General features: G+C 39.4%; 2 protein-coding genes. Both read left to right on the plus strand.

Annotated features, from left to right (window positions below; genetic code table 11):
• Nucleotide 1: 1 nt before the first annotated feature.
• Complete coding sequence (locus NKE59_RS01860; RefSeq protein WP_353439207.1) at nucleotides 2-1,321, plus strand: NAD(P)-binding domain-containing protein; 1,320 nt, start codon at nucleotides 2-4, stop codon at nucleotides 1,319-1,321.
• Between the two features lie 68 nt (nucleotides 1,322-1,389).
• On the plus strand, nucleotides 1,390-22,143 hold the full coding sequence (locus NKE59_RS01865; RefSeq protein ID WP_353439208.1) for an amino acid adenylation domain-containing protein: 20,754 nt from the start codon (nucleotides 1,390-1,392) through the stop codon (nucleotides 22,141-22,143).
• The last annotated feature ends 5 nt before the right edge of the window (nucleotides 22,144-22,148 follow it).

A 22,148-nucleotide genomic window follows, 5' to 3' on the forward strand; every position in this document is an offset into this window, starting at 1 on the left:
CATGAATATTCTTAAAAAAGTAGCAATCATAGGCGGCGGCCCTACTGGAATAGGAGTTGGACGCGAACTTAAAGAGGCAGGGATTACTTTTGATTTATATGAGTCCGAAGATGATTTTGGCGGCGTATGGAATAGCTCGGCTGAGTGTGGGAGAACCTACCCAAGTTTACATTTGATATCACCAAAATTTAATACGCAAATACCTGATTTCCCAATGCCTGAAAGCTATGCCCAATATCCACGGCATGACAAGATGCTTGAATATATTCGTGCATATGCTCTTCATTATGGGATATATGATCATACCTATTTTAACTCTCGAGTAATATCACTTAAGCCAATGGATGGAAACTGGCAAATTATTACTGAAAATGGAAAAAAAGAAATATATGGATTAGTTGTTATTTGTAATGGATTACAACGTAAACCGCGATATCCGGATTTTGCTATCCCCGGTAAATTTAGCGGCGATATATTTCATACTTGTCAATATAAGTCTCCAAATCAGCTCAAGCAAAAGAGAGTCCTAGTAATTGGAGCGGGAAATTCAGGTTGCGATATTGCCGTAGACGCAGTACATCACGGCAGTGCAGTTTTTCATAGTACTCGTCGTGGCTATTATTATCAACCAAAGTTTATTGGGGGCAAACCAACTCCACAGTGGATGATGGAATTGGGGGGTAAATTTTCTAGCAAAGCAGAAACTTTAGCCTATATTGAGCAGGTATTCCGTTTGGCTGGTTTTGATGGCCAAGACTATGGACTTTTGCGACCAGACTATCCACTAGATGCCGCACACCCCATTATGAATTCTCAAATTCTTTACTACATTGGACATGGGGATATTGTCTCGAAAGGGGAAGTTTCTCGATTTGACGATAAGCAAATATGGTTTAAGGATGGCTCCAAGGAAGAGGTAGATGTAGTGATCTATGCGACAGGTTACGACAGAGATTTTCCTTTTATTGATTCTGCTTTACTAGAATGGTCTTCTGCTATTCCAGATTTATTCTTGCATTCAACTCCGCGCAATCTGGATAATCTCTTATTTATGGGTTTCATTAATGCAGCTGGTGGTCTTGGTGATGGTTTGAAGACGCAGGGCTCTTATGTTGTGAGTTATACGCGTGCTTATTTTGGTCAAACTGATGGGTTAAAGAAATTTCTAAATGCAAAACGAAATGATGTGCCTGATATTGGACAAAATTACTTTGTGAATTCACATCGACATTTATGGGAAGCCGATCTTTGGAAGTTACTTTCACAAATGCGTAAGTACAGAGATATGCTAGATGAAGTGTCTGAAAGTGCAAGAGTCTAATTATGACAAATAGTCAAGATCAATCCAAGTTGGAGGCATCCAACTTAAATGGATCATTAGAGTCAAAGATGTCTGATTTAATTGATCAGGAGCTCCGTATTCTGGCAAATATCTATTCCCAAGTTTTAAAAACTAATAATTCACCAGTTGGATTTGATGTAACGCAGCCGGAGAACATTAATACACAGCGCCTTGAGAGCGATATTTTAAGTATTGTCTCAAAAGTTTTAAAGATGCCTTTGAGTCAAATAGATCCTACAGTAAGTTTATCTAGCTATGGCGTTGATTCAATTGCTATTACAGAACTAATGGTTCAAATTTCAAGATTTTTAAAAGTCTCTATTGCCCCTACAACTTTTTTTGAAGCAAAAAACTATGAAGAGCTTATAGCTATTTTGAGTTCCCGTTATAGCAAAGAGATTGAAGCGCATTACGTAAAAAATAATTTTACAGACAAATTGCAGCTTAATACTATAGGTACTGGCGCACCAGCTGATAGCGCTACTACTGATGGCATTATTGATAATTCTAGCGCGGCTAAATGGTTGAGTCGTCATCGTGCTATTAATAGTAAAAATATTCAATCTAATGATCTCTCAAGTTCCTTGAATTCGCAAGAGGGTGATAAAAAAGCTTCTAAGCTTGCTTCAATGCCTATAGCAATAATTTCAATGGAAGGAAAGTTTTCTAAAAGCACTAATTTGCATACTTTTGAGCAACATCTACGTAACGGAGATGATTGCATTGAAGAAATTCCACCAGACCGTTGGAACTGGAAGAGCGTCGATGGTGACCCTAAAAAAGGGGCCTTCACTGATGTTAAGTTCGGTGGTTTCATACCAGGGCATGATCATTTTGATGCATCTTTTTTCTCTATCTCCCCCAAGGAGGCAGAGTTAATAGATCCCCAACATCGAGTATTTATAGAATGTGTATGGAATTTGATAGAAGGTGCTGGTTATGCCCCTTCCTCCCTATCCGGAAAAAAGATCGGAATTTTTCTTGGTATTAATTTACAGGATTACACCAATTTAGTTAATCGCAGTGGATTAATGGATGCTATGCAGATGACAGGGCTTGGGCATGTTTTTTGCCCGAATCGTCTTTCTTATATGCTTGATATAAGTGGTCCAAGTCAAGTGATTGATACTGCATGTTCTAGCTCTCTAGTAGCTATTCATCGAGCAGTAATGAGTATTCGTCATGAAGGTTGTGAGATGGCAATTGCAGGCGGTTCAAATCTTATTTTGACGCCGGATCAACACATTATGTTTTCTAAAGTAGGCATGCTCAGTATTGATGGAAGATGTAAAACATTTTCAGAGGATGCGAATGGTTATGCACGTGCAGATGGAGTGGGAGCAATACTACTTAAGCGTCTTGATTATGCAGAGCGAGATGGCGATTCTATATTGGGAGTTATTAGAGGATCCTCTGAAAATCATGGCGGAAGCGCTACTTCATTAACTGCTCCAAACGCAAAGGCACAGGCTCAATTGATAGTTGAGGCTCATCGTCAAGCCGGCTTTGATCCCCGTTCAATATCGATGATTGAATGTCATGGTACAGGAACCTCTTTAGGTGATCCTATTGAAATAGATGGTTTAAAAAAATCTTTTGAGGAACTGTATCGTGAACATGGGTATAAAAGTCCAATAATTCCGCACTGCGGAATTGGATCAGTGAAGTCCAATATAGGTCATGCTGAAACAGCGGCAGGCGTCGCTGGAATAATTAAAATTCTATTATCGATGAAGCATGGATTAATGTATCAAAGCTTACACTGTTCGAAACCAAATCAATTAATTGATTTATTAAATAGTCCATTCTATCTGCTTGATAAACCTCGAAAATGGGATCGCCCCATCATTGATGGATTGGAAGTTCCCAGGAGAGCTGGATTGAGCTCGTTTGGGGCGGGTGGTGCAAATGCGCACATAGTGCTTGAGGAATACAGAGCCCCTCAAGAAGACTATGTCGGCCACTCATCTAATATGAACAAGCCCTATATTGTTCCACTTTCTGCTAGAACTGAGTCAGCACTCAACAAAATAGTAAAAAATTTACAAGTACATTTGACAGGTTTTAATGAGATAAGTGATGATCAATTAGCTGATATTGCTTTTACCCTCCAGGTTGGAAGAGACTCAATGCGCTATCGCCTGGCTTTCATTGTTCAAGATGGCTTTGATCTTATTAGCCAATTGAATGCCTATTTAGATGGAGATAGTTCGCAAGCTCTCGAAGGCGTTGTTAATCGCAAAACTAGTGGCATAAAAGAGATTGCCGGAACTGCCCGAGAAGTAGCTTCTCAGTGGGTGCTTGGCGGGCCTATTCAATGGCCCTCTCTTTCCCTTATTGGCGAACGCAAAAGAATATGGCTACCAACTTATCCCTTTGAGGGAAAAAGATTTTGGCTTGAGCAAGAAGGCCCTAATCCACTCATCAAAACTGTTAATAACAATAATAACTCCTCTTTTTTACTGCGTAAAATTGATGAAAATATTCTAGAGATTGATTTAACGGGCGCAGAATTTTTTATCGTAGATCATTGCATCGGTAATGAACCAGTTATGCCTGGAGTTCTTTATCTGGAATTAATTCGTATCGCTGCAACACAATATTTTGGAACCTCATTCCACATAGGGCAAGTTGTATGGCTAAAGCCTCTTAAGGTTAAAGGACCATGTGTAGTGCGTTTAACAAAAGTGATTGATAGCGATGACCTGCCAGTCCGCATTGAGGTAAGTAGTGTAGATAATGATGGTGTTTCTAACGTTTATGCCCAAGCTCGCATTACTAAGGATGGTGCCCCAGATTCAGTTTCTATTCAAATTAAGGCAGGTATTTATCCAGTCCAAAGTATTCAAAAGTTCTATGATATGAATCCGCGGACATTTTCTGCTGATGATATCTATAGCACCTTTAAGACTCTTGGGATCAATTATGGACCTGGTCATCAGGCAATTGAGTCCTTAGCCGTTGCAAAAGATGAAAATGGCAATCCTCAGGTATTAGCCAAATTACATCTTCCTCCCCACTTGCCAGGCTTTCCTGAAGCCTTTGGGTTGCACCCGAGTCTTTTGGATGGTGCATTCCAAGCTGCAGTAGGAATGACATTAGACGATAAAGGTGAAAGCAAGGAGTTGGCAGCATTACCGTTCGCTATTGAAAGTATTCGTCTGCTTGGGGAATGCTCAAGAAATATGTGGGTTCATATTAAAAATTCTCAAGTGGAGAGTTCTAATAATAGGGTACGTACGCTAGATCTTACATTGATGGATGAACAAGGTTCATTAACTATGCTTTTGCTAGGTTTTGCTACGCGTACCTATGAGTCAGATGTTTCAAATCAGACTCAGTTATTTGAACCTTATTGGTCGAAATACTATCTTTCAAATAGCGCAAAATTAGAAGAAGACAATTTTGATGAAATCATTGTTTGGCTTTCTGATATTGATGAGATAGATGCTATTACCTTAAATTCAAAACTAACAAGTTGGAAATGCATCTCTCTCCCTAAGTGTGTGGAAAATAGTCATGACGTAAAGTTTGCTTTTTATGCTGAGTGCATATTAAAGCAATTACAAGTCCTGACTAAAGCATTGCCGAAATCAACTTCACCTAAGCTAATTCAGCTGGTTTTTCCAGCAGTAAGTTCTTCTCTATCCTTGGAGGCCTTATCCAGCTTCTTGCAAAGTGTATCTCTTGAATATCCATGGCTTTCTTTCCAAGTAATTAGCTTGGATACCACATCGGATATTAACTCTATTGCATCACATTTAAAGACATCTGCTTCAGAACCTCAACGCCCTTGTTGGCGATACGGAGGCAATGAGGCTGAAGTAAAAAGTTGGCGCTCTATTGGGTTTATTAGACCCGATGAAATATCAGTTAAACCATGGCGATCAGGCGGTATTTACTTAATTACTGGAGGGGCAGGCGCGTTAGGAAAGAGTCTCGCAGCAGAAATTACTATGAATATTGATGTAGGAAAAGTTATTCTAGTAGGCAGTTCAGAGATGAATTCTGCTTTGAGGGACTGGATTTTTGTTACTTCATCAGAGAGGCTTGAAATCATATACCGACAGGTTGATGTTTCTGATGCTAACGAAGTTAATGATTTGGTCAAAAGTATTTATCGTGATTATGGGCAGCTAAATGGCGTTTTCCATTTGGCAGGGGTGTTACAAGATTCTTCGATTGCAGTAAAGTCCCCTGAAGAATTACGCAAAGTCTTTAGTCCCAAAGTGAATGGTGTAGAAAACCTTGATCGCGCTATTGGAAATAGTGCTCTCGATTTCTTTGTCATGTTTGCTTCGTTATCTGGCGTTTTTGGTAACCACGGTCAAGCAGATTATGCTGCAGCCAATGCTTATCTTGATATATTTGCACATAGGCGCGAAATAGCAAGAAAACAAGGTGAAAGGTTTGGGCGTACCTTATCTATAGATTGGCCATTATGGGTTGATGGTGGTATGAAGATGGATCCGGCAATCCAAAAATTCATGAAGCAGAGTACTGGCTTATCTCCGCTGAATAGTAACGATGGGTTTGCTGCAGTTTATAAATCACTTGCGTCTGAAGCTTGTCAAGTTATGGTTACTGCCGGTGATTCCAAGCGAATTACTGATTTTATTAAAGGGCTTGAGTATGGTGCTCCTGCTCGATTTACTAATGATTCAATCAAAAATGGTAGTCCTATTTTTGATAGAGATATTGAGCAAAAAATATCTGGTCATCTAAAATTATTTTTAATGAACTGTATTAGTACTTTACTAAAAGTAGAGGAAGATGAACTTGGGCTTGATGTTGAATTAACTGAGTATGGATTTGATTCAATTAGCTTTACACAATTTTCTAATAAGCTGAATGAATCTCTAAATCTTGACATAACTCCTGTATTATTTTTCGAAGCTCCCACAATTGCACAACTTTGTTCTACCTTAATAAAATCTCATGCAGCAAAAATTGCAACTTTTTTCAAAATATCACTTGACCAAAAGTTATCACATACCCCAGCAAAGAATGAAAAAATCAAAGAGAGTGCAATAGCGCACGACCAATCTTTACTAAGGCCTGCTTTACCTGTAGGTAATTCGATTCAAGATAAATTTTTAGAAGAGTCAAAGACTGAATCTGCTGTTGCCATCATTGGAATGAGTGGTGTCTTCCCTAAGTCTCATGATCTTGCCAGTTACTGGGACAATCTCCTCAATGGCAGAGACTGTATTGATGAAATTCCAATTGATCGATGGGATTGGCGTAAATATTGGGGTGATCCAAAGGTCGACGTAGGTCGAACTAATGTTAAATGGGGCGGTTTTTTGGATGGCATCGCAGATTTTGATCCAGCCTTCTTTAATATTTCCCCCCGTGAGTCTCATGCAATGGATCCTCAGCAGAGAATACTGTTGACCCAAGCTTGGCGCGTTATTGAAGATGCGGGATATGCTCCATCAAGTTTATCTGGAACTAAAACTGGTGTTTTTATTGGTATTGCGGATACCGGGTATGGTCAACTATTAGCGAGAGCTGGAGCTGACATTGAAGCATTTTCAATGACTGGACTAGCACCATCCCTTGGCCCAAATCGCATTAGTTATTTCTTTAATCTACAGGGCCCCAGTGAGGCTGTTGAAACTGCTTGTTCTAGTGCCTTAGTAGCAGTTCATCGAGCAGTTGAATCAATAGTTCGAGGTAGTTGTGATACAGCAATTGCTGGAGGAATAAATACACTTTTACTGCCCGATACATTCATTGGATTTGCAAAGGCTGGAATGCTCGCCCCGGATGGACGATCTAAGCCATTTTCAGATGCAGCAGATGGTTATGGCCGGGGTGAGGGTGCAGGCCTAATTTATTTGAAGCGGCTTGAAGATGCAGAGCGGGACGGAGATAAAATTTATGCTGTCATTCGGGCAACGCAGGAAAATCATGGCGGTCACGCAAGCTCCTTGACTGCCCCAAATCCTAAGGCACAGGCAGACTTAATCCGCAGGGTATACCTACAAGCTGGGTTTGATCCACGTACGGTTAGTTATATTGAAATGCACGGAACTGGTACCCCACTAGGGGACCCGATTGAGGTGGAAGCATTGATATCTGCATTCTCGGATTTAAACCGAGAGACAAAAAATCAATATGTAGATCAACCCGAAATTGTATGCAACATAGGATCAGTGAAGTCAAACATAGGTCATCTCGAAATTGCTGCTGGAATAGCAGGATTAATAAAAACTGTCTTACAGATGCAACATAGAACGATTGTTAAGACTTTGCATTGCGAAAAGCTTAATCCATACCTAAAGTTATCTGATAGTCGTTTTGAAGTTGTAGTTGAAAATAAAATATGGTGCCCTCTAGATTTGAATGGAGAAAAATTACCATTGCGGGCAGGAGTCAGTAGCTTTGGTTTTGGTGGAAGCAATGCGCATGTAGTGCTTGAAGGTTACAAAGGAAGTGTGCAAAAAAGTGTTGCCAATATACAGCCTGTAATAATAGTTTTATCTGCTAAAACTGCTAAGCAGTTACATTCTTGCGCTCAACAGATATCTAATATGTTGACTGATCAAACAGAGCTTTCTTCACTTGCGTATTCTTTACAGATTGCGCGCGATCCTATGGAATATCGCATGGGTTTTATGGCTGAGTCGATAGATCAGGTGCGTAGATTCCTAGATAAATATATTGAGGGGAGGTCTGAGGCAGGTCTATATATTGGTCGTGTTAAGCCTAATCATGTGACACTTGACATGCTTGAAGAGGATCAGCAGGTAAATGATGCAATAGCAAGCCTTCCTCATAGAGGTAAGCATGAGTTATTGCTTAGATTATGGACGCAGGGCTTTTCAATAGATTGGCGAAAAATATTTTATCAACAGGAAGGTCAAAATGCTTTACGACGCGTTGTCTTACCTGGGTACCCATTTGAAAATATACGTTGCTGGATAGATGATGAGAAAATTCCTGAAGAAGATTCTTCTATTCTCTTGCAAAAAAACGCATCTAAGCATGATCATCATCGATATATAAGTACATTTAATGGCGATGAATTCTTTTTACAAGATCACATTGTTGGGGGAAGGCCAGTTGTATGTGGAGCTGTATTTCTTTCGATGGTGTACACAGCACTTCAAAATATATATGGTCGTGGAAAAGCTATACAATTAACTGGGCATACATGGCTCCAGCCAATGGTTGGTTCAAGCAATGGATTACAGGTAGCTATCGAATTTAGTTCATCGCCAAGTACAGGCGGAATAAATTATAAAATTAGCAATGAAGGCGAGAATGAGAGTCAACTCTGTAGCATAGGCATTGGCAGATTACTTAACCATATTCCTGATTCTATTCCAGAATATGATATTCATTCTCTTAAATTATCTGCTGGCCGTTCGGTAAATGTTGAAGAATGTTATAAGACATTTTCCTCTGTAGGTATCAGTTATGGTCCTCGTTTACGCATTATTCATGAGTTAAGAACTTCCACTACAAATGCCATAGCATATTTAGTTGTACCTGATGAAATTTTTACTAATGAATATGCTATGCATCCTGCATTGCTTGATGGTGCATTTCAATCATTAATTGGCCTAATGCCTGATTTATTAGTCGAGCGAGCATTACCATTTTCGGTAAAAAGATTAGTTGTATTGAAATCTATTGGAAAAACTGCCTGGGCAGTTCTTTGGAAAGATGGCGAATCCTCTTCTGAGAATGCGTCATATTCGATTGATCTTTGTAACGACAAAGGGCAAGTCTGTATCAGAATCGAAGGTTTTATGGTTAGATCTCTAGATTTTAAAGAAACACGCAGCAAGATAAAAATACAAGATAGCGAAAATTCAGAGACTATTAAAACAGTAAAGTCTAACTTAAGCGCATTAAGTGCACTTTCAAAAATTGCTGCTGAGGTGTTGGAAGTTAATCTGGAATCCCTTGATCCAGATGTTGATTTAGGTGAGTATGGTTTCGATTCTATTATGATGACGGTCTTTGCATCACGTGCAAATGAACAGCTTAGTTTGAATCTTACTCCAGCCGACTTTTTTGAATTTTCAACATTAGAAAGCTTAGCAAGACATATCTCAGATGAGATAGTTATCAGTTCATTGCTTGAGATAGAGAATTCAGATGCATTGCATGTTTTAAACAATGCTAACTTAGATATAAATTGGATTGCTTCTGCTAAGGTTGGTATTGAATCTCAAAATATTTCTGAGATTCCTCTGATTTTAAAAAATAATAATGATTTACGCGGTGAGTCAATTGCAATCATAGGTATTAGTTGCTGCTTTCCAATGGCAAAAGATGGTAATGAATTCTGGAAAAATCTATATGAAGGTCGAGACTGCATTAGTGAAATTCCTTCTGATCGGTGGGATTGGAGAGCAATTTATGGAAATCCTAAATTAGAAACTGGTAAAACGAATATTCGTTGGGGTGGTTTTGCGGATGGGATTTTCGAGTTTGATGCTCTATTTTTTGGAATATCTCCTCGCGAAGCTGCCTCTATGGATCCACAGCAGCGTCAGTTGCTGCAACACGCCTGGAAAGCAATTGAAGATGCTGGGTATAACCCCCTTAGCTTATCTGGCCGCCCCATAGGATTATTCGTAGGGACCGCATCCAGTGGCTATGCAGCAGAGAATACTTTTGATCAAAGCGGTTATATTGCCACTGGATCTGTGGTCTCTATGGGCCCTAACCGGGTAAGTTATTACTTTGACTGGCATGGGCCAAGTGAGCCTGTAGAAACTGCATGCTCTAGTTCATTGGTTGCAATACACAGAGGTATTCAAGCAATACGAGATGGAGAATGTGAGCTAGCAATCGTCGGTGGTATTAATAGTATTGTTACTCCTGAGGGCCATGTTAATTTTTCAAAAGCTGGCATGTTATCTCCAGATGGCAGATGTCAACCATTTTCAGATTTAGCGAATGGTTATGTACGTGGAGAGGGTGCCGGCCTTTTGGTAATAAAGCGCCTATCACAGGCAGAGCGAGATCGAGATGCAATTTATGGGGTAGTGCGTGGTAGTTCAATTAACCATGGTGGCCGCGCTAACTCCCTTACAGCTCCAAATACTAAAGCACAAGCAGATCTTATTAGGTCTGGATATCGTCAGTCTGGAATAGATCCCAGTACTGTGACCTATATTGAGACACATGGAACTGGTACAGCTATTGGTGACCCTGTTGAAGTTAACGCACTTAAACAGGCCTTCCACTCTATGGGTGCAGATAACTTAAATGGTGTATGTGGTCTTGGCTCAGTAAAAAGTAATATTGGTCATCTTGAATTAGCTGCGGGGGTAGCTGGCGTCATTAAAGTGCTCAAGCAAATGCAGCATCAAACATTAGTTGCTAGCTTGCATTGTGAGACCCAAAATCCGTACATTTCACTAGAGAATAGTCCATTTTATATAGTCCGAAAGAATCAGCCCTGGACTTTAATAAATGATCAAGAAAATAATATTGTGCCTAGACGTGCTGGCGTTAGTAGCTTTGGTTTTGGAGGTGTCAACGCTCATCTTATTTTAGAGGAGTATCTCCCATGCAAACGATCTTTTGCTCAATCTATTGACCCAGTAATTATTCCCTTATCTGCAAAAAATGAAGCAAGTCTTCGTGAACAGGCGCAAGCACTATATAACGCCATTTCCTTAGGAGATTTTAAAGATATTCCCTTGCTTGATATTGCCTTTACTTTGCAATTTGGACGCGAGCATATGAAGTGCCGTATTGCTTTTGAAGTTGAGTCTATAGAGCAACTACAGTCAAGTCTACTTGAGTTTATTACTCAGACGGATGCAGCACTCTCAAGCATACAGAATACTTGGTTAGTTTCTTCTACTTCCATTGCAGCACGATGGTTAGCATATGAAGATGTAAAGTGGGTAGATGATGGAAAGCGTCTTCGCGTTCACCTTCCCACATATTGTTTTGCTCATACTGAGTACAAGAGTTCTTTTTCCCGGTCCAAAATTGAGGAAACATTTAAGCTTTCTATGCTTAATGCAGTTCCAATGATGGAATTTATTAAAGATAGTAATACTATTGGGTTTGAACTGAATAACGATCAATTCTATTTACGCGATCACTTAGTAAAAGGCCATTCTATCTTACCCGGTGCGATGAGTTTAGAAATCATTCGTATGGCTTACGATTTTTATATGAAGCATAAAGACCGGCCTGCTATTGATCATTCAAATCCACATTTAGAATTTAGACACATTGTTTGGAGAAGTCCGCTGAGGGTTGACTCCAAAGCAACTAATATCGAAGTTTTATTTGAGGAACAATCGGAACAAGTAAATAAATTTACCCTAAAGCATGAAGATAAAAATTCAGAACTGAGTACTATTTATCTTCAAGGTGCTATTAGATTTCATGAAAATTCTAATTCAGCGCAAGCGGTACACGACTTACCGTTGCTCAAAGCTCGTTGTGAATTAGCGCTAAATGTAGATGACATATATGAGCAATTGAGTGAATTAGGTATTCACTATGGCCCGACTATGCGATCCATTTCCAATATTTGGATAGGTCACGAGGAGTTATTGGCTAACTTGCAATTACCATCTGAGCTTTTTATTTCACCTGCTTATGGTGGAGAAAGCTTTTATATCCATCCTTCTGTATTAGATAGCGCCTTTCAATCATGTTTGGCTATATTTACTGCCTCAAATAATCAAGAACTAGCCCTCCCTTTCGCAATTGATAGATTGATACTTCTGAGTCCGACAACCACTGAGATGTGGGTACACGTTCGAGCTTTACCATCTAATGGATCTATCCGAAAGCTAGATATTGACTTGCTTGATCAACAAGGTAGGGTTTGTATAAGTATCGAAGGTTTTACATTTCGAATGGTTAAGTCAGACTTATTCGTTTCTCCCTTGACGCAAGCATCTACTAACTCTTCAAAATTTGAATCAATTGATCGCGAACGAGTAATTGGGTACTTCAAGAATCTATTTTCTGCTGAGACTGGAATTCGACAGGGGGAAATTGAGCCAAATTTATCGCTAGATTCTTACGGAATAGATTCAATGATGATTATGAGTCTGACAGATCGCTTAGAAAAAGATTTTGGAATATTGTCTAAAACAATTTTCTTTGAATGTCAGACGCTTGATGCAGTCGCGGACTATTTTATAAAACTGCATACCTTAAAATTACTTGATTTATTGGGGTCTACAGAAATACCAGTTCAAAAACTGAAACAAGAGCAACATCAAAATCCTAAGAGTGAACCTACAGCTACTTTAAGTCAGCAAAGCTCAACTGATCCGGAGCCAGCTTCTCGAGAGCTGGTTTTAGCGCCTTTGGCTAAATCAATGGATGTGGCTATCATTGGTTTAGCCGGTCGGTATCCTGGTGCAAATAACTTAACACAGTTTTGGGAAAATTTAGCTGCTGGGATTGACTCTATTAGTCAAATCCCTATTGAGAGATGGGATCATTCTTCCTTATATGATCCTGTACGTGGAAAACCTGGAAAAAGTAATAGTAAGTGGGGTGGTTTTATTGAGGATGCTGATTGCTTTGATCCTCTATTTTTTAACATGTCTCCACGAGAAGCCGAATTCATTGATCCACAAGAGCGCCTTTTCCTCCAATGCGCTTGGGAAACGATTGAGGATGCAGGCTACACTCCTGAAAATATTGCTCCTGAATTAGCTCCCTTTGCAGGTGGAAAAGTAGGTGTATTTGTTGGGGTTATGTATCAGGAATATCAGTTATATGGCGTAGAACAGACGCAAAAAGGACACCCTATCGCACTTTCTAGTAGTGCGGCATCAATTGCCAATCGTGTTTCTTATTTCTTTAATTTTCATGGTCCAAGTATGGCCATTGACACAATGTGTTCCTCATCATTAACCAGTATTCACCTGGCATGTGAGAGCTTGTACTCAGGTAGCTGTGAAGTAGCTCTTGCTGGTGGAGTAAATTTAAGCCTGCATCAAAATAAGTATTTAGCCCTTGGTCAGGGACGTTTTACTTCAAGTAAGGGACGATGCGAAAGTTTTGGTAAAGGTGGTGATGGATATGTTCCAGGTGAAGGAGTAGGTGCGGTACTACTTAAACCTATTGATAAGGCAATTGCGGATGGGGATCATATTTATGGAGTTATCAAATCAACAGCTATTAATCATGGGGGTAAGACTAATGGCTATTCAGTTCCAAATCCTCATGCGCAAACATCTGTCATTTCAAATGCATTAGCTCGTTCTGGCTTACAAGCAGGTGATGTCACCTATCTTGAAGCACATGGTACTGGAACCATTCTTGGAGACCCAATTGAGATTGCCGCTTTATCTAAGGCATATCAGCAAGATACAAATATCCATCAATTTTGTGCATTAGGTTCAGTAAAGTCTAATATTGGGCATTGCGAAAGTGCAGCAGGCATTGCGGGGCTCACTAAGATCTTATTACAAATAAAGAATCGTAAATTAGCTCCCTCTATTCATGCTGATATCCTTAATCCTGCCATAAATTTTTCAACATCTCCATTTATAGTCCAGCAGCATCTGAATGAATGGCCTAGAAAATCTCGTGAAACATCACAAGGTTCGATTGAGTTGCCCCGCATTGCAGGGCTATCCTCATTTGGGGCAGGGGGCTCAAATGCCCACTTCATTATTCAAGAATATGTTGATCCACAAGAGTTTAAATTTAACGATCTATTTACAATTACAAGCCCCGGTGTCTTTCCATTTTCGGCTAGAGATCCAGAGAGATTAACGCAACTATTAGTACGCTATGTTGAAGTTTTAGATCAATTTAAGGATTCTGAATTACCTTCTATAGCATGCACCTTGCAAAATGGCCGTGTGACATTTGAATACCGCGTTGTCATTGTAGCGTCCAGTCGCGTAGATCTGGCGCATAAACTTAAAAACATACTTGCAAATAAGTTAGATCTAATCGATATTTACTGCAGCTCCAACTTCAGAGCTGAACAGCTATCTATCATTGAGGATAATAGAAGAATTGATAGTGTTGAACGTAAGCTTGCTGAGCAATGGGCGAAGACTGGTAAAGCAAATTGGTTAAATTTACAGCGTCCCGGAGAACCGCCACATAAAATTAGTTTGCCAACTTATCCATTTTCTCGAGAGCGTTACTGGATTCCTAATATAGCCTCTGAGGATATTTCGTCCCAGAATACGAAGAGGGCTCATCTTGTAGAGAATTCAATTAAAGAGAATTCTGCGCTTCTATTTGTACCTCATTGGAGTTTGGCTGAAGCGATACGAAGCCCGAATATAAATTTAAATAATGGTCGTACCATTATAGTAATTTGTGATTTTAATAAGGATATTTCTAGAGGCTATCAACAACAATTAGGAGATGTAGAAACTATCGTTCTTGAATCTAATTTTTCTAAAATTTGGGAACGCTACACCTCTTATTCAGAGCAATTAATAGTCCTTATTCAGAATATTCTCAAACAAGATCAAGTAAATACTCTTTTACAATTAGTTGTACCGCTGGATGGAGAGCGTTTAATTTTTCAAGGGCTGAGTGGCTTATTGCGCACGGTACAGCTCGAGCATTCTCGTTTCCGTTGTCAGCTAATAGGACTCACAGATCTCACCAGAGACTTGGCGTCTATTTTAAAGCGAGAGCAATCAACAGACGATGCACTTATACGTTACGTTGGCGGTAACCGTCAAATTCAAGTATGGCGTGAGTACCAACCCAGGCAGACTGAAACTTTTAGAAAAGAGTTATTAAAAGATAATGGGGTGTACCTCATTACAGGAGGAACAGGCGGTGTTGCATTGCATGTTGCAGAGAATATTTCTGCTTCAGTAAACAATCCAATACTATATATCGTGAGCCGTTCTGCTTTGAGTGTTGAAGAGAGCGAGCGTATCGCTGCGTTACCATGCAAGGTAATTCATAAGCAAATAGATGTTACCAATTTAGATGATGTCCACGCGCTTATCCAGCACTTGACAACTTCTTTTGGACGCCTCAATGGTATTTTTCATGCTGCTGGTATTACGCGGGATAAATTTCTAATTCGTAAAAACATAGATGATATAAAAGATGTTCTTGCTCCAAAAGTGCAAGGACTATTTAATATCGATAGTGCTACTGCCCAATGCGAGCTTGATTTTTTCTTACTGTTCTCTTCGGTTTCTGGAGCCCTTGGCAATCCAGGTCAGGCTGATTATGCAGCTGCCAATGGATTTATGGATTCTTTTGCTTTATTGCGTTATGAACAAGTAAGCCGCGGAGAGCGCTATGGATTAACACTATCTATTAATTGGCCATACTGGAATGATGGCGGTATGCGTATTGATATTAATGCTCTAAACTCAATTCAGAAAAATTTAGGTGTAGTCCCACTAGCGACTAACATTGCAATGAGATCTCTATGGGCTTCATTTGAAGCGCATGAACCTCAAGTACTTGTTCTTGACGGCAACCATGATTTGATACGTCAATGGATGATGCCATTGATGCTTTCTCACGAAATACAGAAGACTATTGATGTATCCAATAAAGACATTTTGGAGGGCGAGGTATCAGCCAGTATTTCCATGATAGATCTGCATGAAAAGACCTGTATTTATTTGGCAAAATATTTTAGTGATGTATTGCATTTGCCCCTAGATCGTTTAGATCACAATGATCCAATAGATAGATATGGAATTGATTCAGTCCTTGCGCTTCAAATTATTGAGGCGATAGCAACTGATCTCGGTAGCCTGCCCAGCACTCTTTTATTCGAGTATCCCAAAATTACTTTACTGGCTAATGCTTTACTCAAAAGCCATCTTGAGCCTTTACAAGTTATCTTAGCTACAAATATGGCTTCTCTTGAGGAGCCTATCATTGCAGATACTATTACTACGTTATCTCCTACCCCAATTGACATTAGTAAGGATGGAATAGCAATCATTTCAGTTGCGGGTCAATATCCTGGAGCAGATTCAGTTGAAGAATTTTGGGAAATGTTGCGCAATGGAGGTGATGGTATTACTGAAGTGCCGCCTGATCGCTGGGATCATCAGGCTATATATTCCGAGCTTAAGGGAAAACCAGGCGCTACTAATTGCAAGTGGGGAGGCTTTCTTAATAATATTAAATGTTTTGATCCTGAATTTTTCGGAATTAATCCAAGAGATGCGGCACTTATGGATCCTCAGGAACGATTATTACTTCAGACTAGCTGGCACCTTTTAGAGCGCGCAGGTTATACGAGAGATTTTTTAAGTAAACATTATGATTCACGGGTCGGAGTTTTTGTAGGAGCTATGTATCAGCAATACCATTCACTTGATGCTGATTCAGAGAGTAGTGTGATGGTTTCATTATCTTCTTATGCTTCTATGGCTAATAGAATTTCTAGCTTCTATGATCTCCAGGGGCCCAGTATTGCAATTGATACTATGTGTTCTTCTGGTTTGATGGCAATTCACCAGGCTTGTCAAAGTTTGAGACAAGGAGAATGCCGCTTAGCAATTGCGGGAGGTGTAAATTTAACCATTCACCCAAATAAATATCTTGGGCTGAGTAAGGCAGGATTATTAGGAAGCCATCAAGAATGTCGTAGCTTTGCTGATGGAGACGGCTATCTGCCTTCAGAAGGAGTAGGCGCTGTTTTACTCAAGCCTTTGACCGATGCTTTGCGTGACGGCGATCGAATTCTGGCCATAATTCGTGGCAGTGCCACTAATCATGGAGGCCATTCAGGCGGTTACGGAGTTCCCAATGCTCATTTACAAACACGTTTAATTAGTGAAAATTTTGTGAATTGTGGTGTTGATCCAAGAACTATAGGCTATGTAGAAGCTGCTGCAAATGGTTCACCTTTAGGCGACGCTATTGAGTTCCGTGCTTTGACTGAAGCATTTCGTTTATTTACTAATGATATAGAGTTTTGTAGTATTGGCTCAGTCAAAAGTAATGTTGGTCATCCTGAAGCAGCTTCTGGTTTCGCTCAATTAACTAAAGTTATATTACAACTTGAAAATCAAATTCTTGTTCCGTCTATTCGTAAGACAACACTAAATCCAAATATTCTTTTTAAAGGTTCTCCCTTTATACCTCAGGCTGAACTTTCACAATGGAAAAGAAAAGAAATTGATGGAATAGTTACACCACTGCGCGCAACAATTAGTGCTTTCGGAGCTGGTGGAACGAATGTACATTTAATTCTTGAAGAGGCCCCCGGAATGGAGGTCAATAAGGATGTAGATTCAATCCCTGAAGAATCCTATGAATTTATATTCTCTACTCACAGAATGGATCGACTTCCATTGGTGATTAGTCAAGTTTATGAACATTTGGTACGGCATCCTCATATAAGTTTGAAGAAATTAGCGCAAACTTTATCAATGCATCGTGAAAGACTATTTTTTGTAACATCTATTATTGCGAGTAGTTACCAAGACTTAGTTGAGCAATTGAAAGTGTGGGGTCTACAGGATGTACATCCTTTATTAACCCCATCCTTAAATAAATTTGATGATAAAGAAAAATTTCTACCTATAGAATTACCTAGCTATCCATTTTGTTTGGATTCTTACTGGATTAATAATGAATCTATAGCATTAAGAGTAGATGAACCAAATGAAGAAATAAAAACTCAGATTTTCTCAGAAGATCCTATTAGTCAGGCTTTGAAAATCATTCGCGCACAAATGGTCGATCAACTAAGGCTAGATAATAGGTTGATAAATGATTATGAATCGATGCGCTCTCAAGGCGCAGATTCAATGTTTGTAACGCGTCTTATCTATACCGTTATGAATGAAATGAAAATTTCAATAACCCATCTGGATGTTGAAAAAAATGGATCACCGAAAGAATTAGCTGCACTAATTTCACAGCGAGTTGTTAGTAAGGATGGGCTCATTATTCAGAAGACTGATGAAAAATGGGCCCAACAAGACCATAGTATCAATACACCTCTTACTTTAGGTCAGAGTGGTCTATGGGCATTACAGAGGCTGTATCCCAATACTAGTGCATATAATGTTCCCCTTACATTTCATGTAGAAGATTTGAATTTGCAGGCTTTAAAGGATACCTGCGCATATATATTTAAATGTTTCCCAATACTGACTATTCACATAGATCAGTCCAGTGGTTATCCTGCCATGGTTCCGAAAGTAATTTCAAATCCTTTGAATATAGTTCCAATTCCCGATGACATTGACCCCGTTTATTTTGCAAAAAAAAGGGCTTTAGAGCCTTTCACATTTACACCTAACTCTACGCCAGCTCGTTTTGAGCTGTTGAGGGGTAGCAAAGATATTTTGCTCATTGTAGTTCACCATATTATTTTTGATGGACTATCGGCAGTTATACTTGCCCGTAATTTTTGGGATGCCTATGACTGTTTTGCTAGTGGAATACAGCTTCCTTTGCCGGTTCCTCAATCTAACTATTCTCTATTTTTTCAATATGAGCGCGAGCTATTGAATTCCAAAGATGGCGAGATTCATATTAAGTATTGGAAAGATAATCTGAGAGGTGGGGTTGAAAAACTACAGTTACCCTTTGATAAAACTGCTAAACCAATTGACTCATCCACATCCCTTTCAACTGAATTTTTACTTGATAGCCAATCACTTTCAGAGATTAAAAAATGTACTCGTAAACTTGGAATTAATGATTCTGTCTTCTTTTTGGGGGCGCTTAAGGTTTTACTGTATCGATATACTGGGCAAAATGACATATTGATTGGCATGCCTACTATGGCAAGGCCTGATAGTCGATTCGAAAATACAATTGGCTATTTTGCAAATATGATATCGATCAGAAGTGCTCTTACTGGGTCTCAAACGGTTCGTAATTTTCTTGAAAAATTACAAGTTATAGTGACTAATGGACTAGATCACTCGTTATATCCACATGTGGCAGTAGTACGTGAACTGAATAGAAGCTCCATTGATCTTTTATATCAAGTAAGTTATGCCTATCAGAATTTTACAGATAACGAATTCCAGGGTAGCCCTCAAGCAATTGGCCGATCTTTAGTCACACATATACCTGAAATCCGCCAAGGTAGTGATGCATTGTTAGGATTTGATTTGTTTGAAGAGGGCGATGAATTACGTATTTTAGTTAATTACGATCCAAATCAATTTACTATTTCTACTATTAATAATTTACTTAATCATTATGTCAATTTAATCAATGAAATGAGCATCAATCCAGAAAAGACTTTGAGTAAATTGGAAATGCTTCGACAATCCGAGAAAAGTTTATTGGTGAGCTTTAGTGGCATTGAGAATAGTGCTGGTGTTGAGGATAGTCTGGTTCACGAGTTAGTTGATCTACAAGCCCAATTAAATCCAGATGCAATTGCACTCATATGTGGAAAGCAATCCTTATCCTACCAAGAGCTACATGTACGCTCCAATCAATTAGCCCAATATCTACGAGCTAGTGGTATGCGCTTAGGCATGCCAGTTGTTGTATCGATAGAGCGTGGCATTACAAGCATTGTTCTTTTACTGGCTATTCTTAAAAATGGTGGAATATGGATTCCGTTAGAAGTGGATTGCCCAATTCAAAGACTAAGAACTATATTAGATGATGTTGGAAGATGTTTTGTAGTAGTTGATCGTAAAACAAATATACGAATTGCACAATTGGACAGTAAGAATTGCACAATTCTAAATATTGATGGCCTGATTGATGCCGCCAATCATATGTCCTTGGAAAAGTTACTGTCAATAGACATTCCTCCAAATAGTGCTGCATATATGATTTACACTTCTGGTACGACGGGTCAACCAAAAGGCGTTCTGATTAGTCATCGGTCTATTTCGACACATTGCCGAGCTGCTATAGCTTGCTATGATCTTTCTAATACTGATGTAGTCTTGCAATTTGCCGCTCATCATGTTGATACTTCCCTGGAGCAAATTTTTGCATCGTTAACTTGTGGTGCAAGCTTGCTAATACGGGAAGGCGATCTATGGTCCCCTAATGAATTTAGTGCTATTCTTGATGCTCATTTAGTAAGCGTAGCTGATTTACCTCCCGCATACTTACGAGAAGTATTACAAGCTTGGAAGAATGATCCTAAAAGAGCACCCAGGCATTTTCCACGACTTTTAATAGTCGGGGGCGAGGTACTCTCCCCATCCATAATTGATCTTTTACGTTCCGGTCCTTTTGTAGGTACCCGTTTGTTAAATGCATACGGTCCAACCGAGGCTACCATAACGAGCAGTATTCATGAGGTAGATTTACAAAAATTTGACACCTCTATACCTATTGGAAAACCTTTGCCAGGCGGTTTTATAGTCATTTTGGATAGGGATGGAAACCTTGTACCTGAGGGTGTTATTGGGGAGTTGCATATTGGCGGCGTACGTCTTGCTAACTCATATCATCGCCGTTCTTCTTTGAATCACGATAGATTTATACCTTGCCCAGTTGAGCTTATTAAGTTTAATGATTCTTCTGATAGTCTTTTATATCGCACGGGTGATCTTGCCAGTCATGTAAAAGGCGGCAATGGCATTATTTCCTTTCATGGCAGAGTAGATCACCAAATTAAAATTCGAGGATTTAGAGTTGAACTAAGCGAAATAGAGGCAGTATTACGTGAGTTTGGAATGCTAGAAGCCGCAGTTTTTTCGACTCTATCGGAAAATGGCGAACAAATTCTCCATGCTTGTATTGTTCCAGGTACGGAAAAATTTGATCGAGAAGAGCTCGATATTTTTATGTCTGAACGTTTGCCCACAATTATGTGTCCCGCTTCCTATGTGGTATGTGACAAATTACCCTTGAATAACAGCGGTAAGCTTGATCGTGATTTTATTCTGAGCAAAACTAGTGAAGTTCAGGAATTAAAAAATGAAATTTATCAACCAAGCGATGAAACAGAAATACGGTTAGCAAAACTATGGTTTGAAATACTTGGTAAAGAAGTATTAGATGTTCATTCTGATTTTTTTGTTGAAGGTGGCAATTCTTTAATGGCCATTAGACTTTTAGCAGCCATTTCCTCTGAATTTGACCAAACGCTTGAGACAAGTGCACTATTGCGTGCATCAACTTTTCTTGCACAGGCTCAATTACTACGACAAGGTCGAGTATCAAATTATGATTTAGATTCACCACTGGTCTTGTTGGCAGAAGGGGAGCCTAATATGGTCCCCTTATTCTTAATACATCCTATTGGTGGCGATGTGCTTTGCTATGTTCCTTTAGCACGCGCACTTGGGGGTAAACGATCTATTTATGGATTGCGCTATATTGAGCTTAACGAAAGCTCTCGTTTTATTAATATTGAACATATAGCTGAAAGCTACGTTGCATTGATCCGCCAGGTTCAGCCAAGTGGGCCCTATCAATTAGGTGGCTGGTCCTTGGGTGGTGTGATCGCATATGAAATTGCGCAACAATTAAAGGCTGCTGGACAACAGGTTCAAATGCTCGCATTAATTGACAGTTATACACCTTCTTTAATAGAAAAATTAGAGTTGGAATTTAAAGATAATGTATCTAATCAGATCCTAATAAATCCAAATAAACATTTTTATCTAGAACATCCTCGGTCTAAATATGAAGTGACCTTAAGTGATCATTTACGTCGCTATCTTCCAAAGCCATATCACGGTCAAGTAACGTTATTTTATGCAAGCGACCACCAGCCTCAAGACTTAACACTAGGTTGGGGTGAATTAATTCGCTCTGGTCTGACTATGCATGCCTTACCTGGTCACCACTACTCAATGTTAGAAGCAAGTCACTTAGATGTTTTAGTTGCACTTTTAAGTACCGATTTATTAACAGTTGACTTTTCTATTGATAAATGGAAGTAAATAAT

Origin of the sequence: Polynucleobacter sp. UK-FUSCHL-C3, from assembly GCF_040409815.1 — a bacterium.
In the GTDB taxonomy this organism is placed as follows: domain Bacteria; phylum Pseudomonadota; class Gammaproteobacteria; order Burkholderiales; family Burkholderiaceae; genus Polynucleobacter.